Source organism: Pelomonas margarita (assembly GCF_043555875.1).
GTDB lineage: Bacteria > Pseudomonadota > Gammaproteobacteria > Burkholderiales > Burkholderiaceae_C > Pelomonas > Pelomonas margarita.
Window position 1 is genome coordinate 1 of the sequence record NZ_JBIGHW010000094.1, and the last position, 255, is coordinate 255.

General features: G+C 71.8%; 1 pseudogene. It reads left to right on the plus strand.

From position 1 onward, the window contains the following. Nucleotides 1–52: 52 nt before the first annotated feature. A pseudogene (locus ACG0Z3_RS23395) lies at nt 53–255 on the plus strand (IS5/IS1182 family transposase); the annotation flags it as partial.

Below are 255 nucleotides of genomic sequence, written 5' to 3' on the forward strand. Positions count from 1 at the left end.
TGAACAAGCCGAACAAGCAGCCGCTGCGGCGGCGCAGGCGCGAGCCAGCGCGCTGCGCAGCCAGCCCGCCCGGCTGCTGCGCCCCAATCGCCAGCAGATCGAACTTCGCGCGTCGGACCTGGAGTCGTTGCTGGGTGAGGAGCACCGCGCCCGGCTGGTGTGGGGCTACGTCCAGCGTCAGGACCTGCGCCGCCTGACGCAGGCAATCAAGGCGCGGGGCAGCAACGCCGGCCGCTCGGCCATCGACTCGCACAT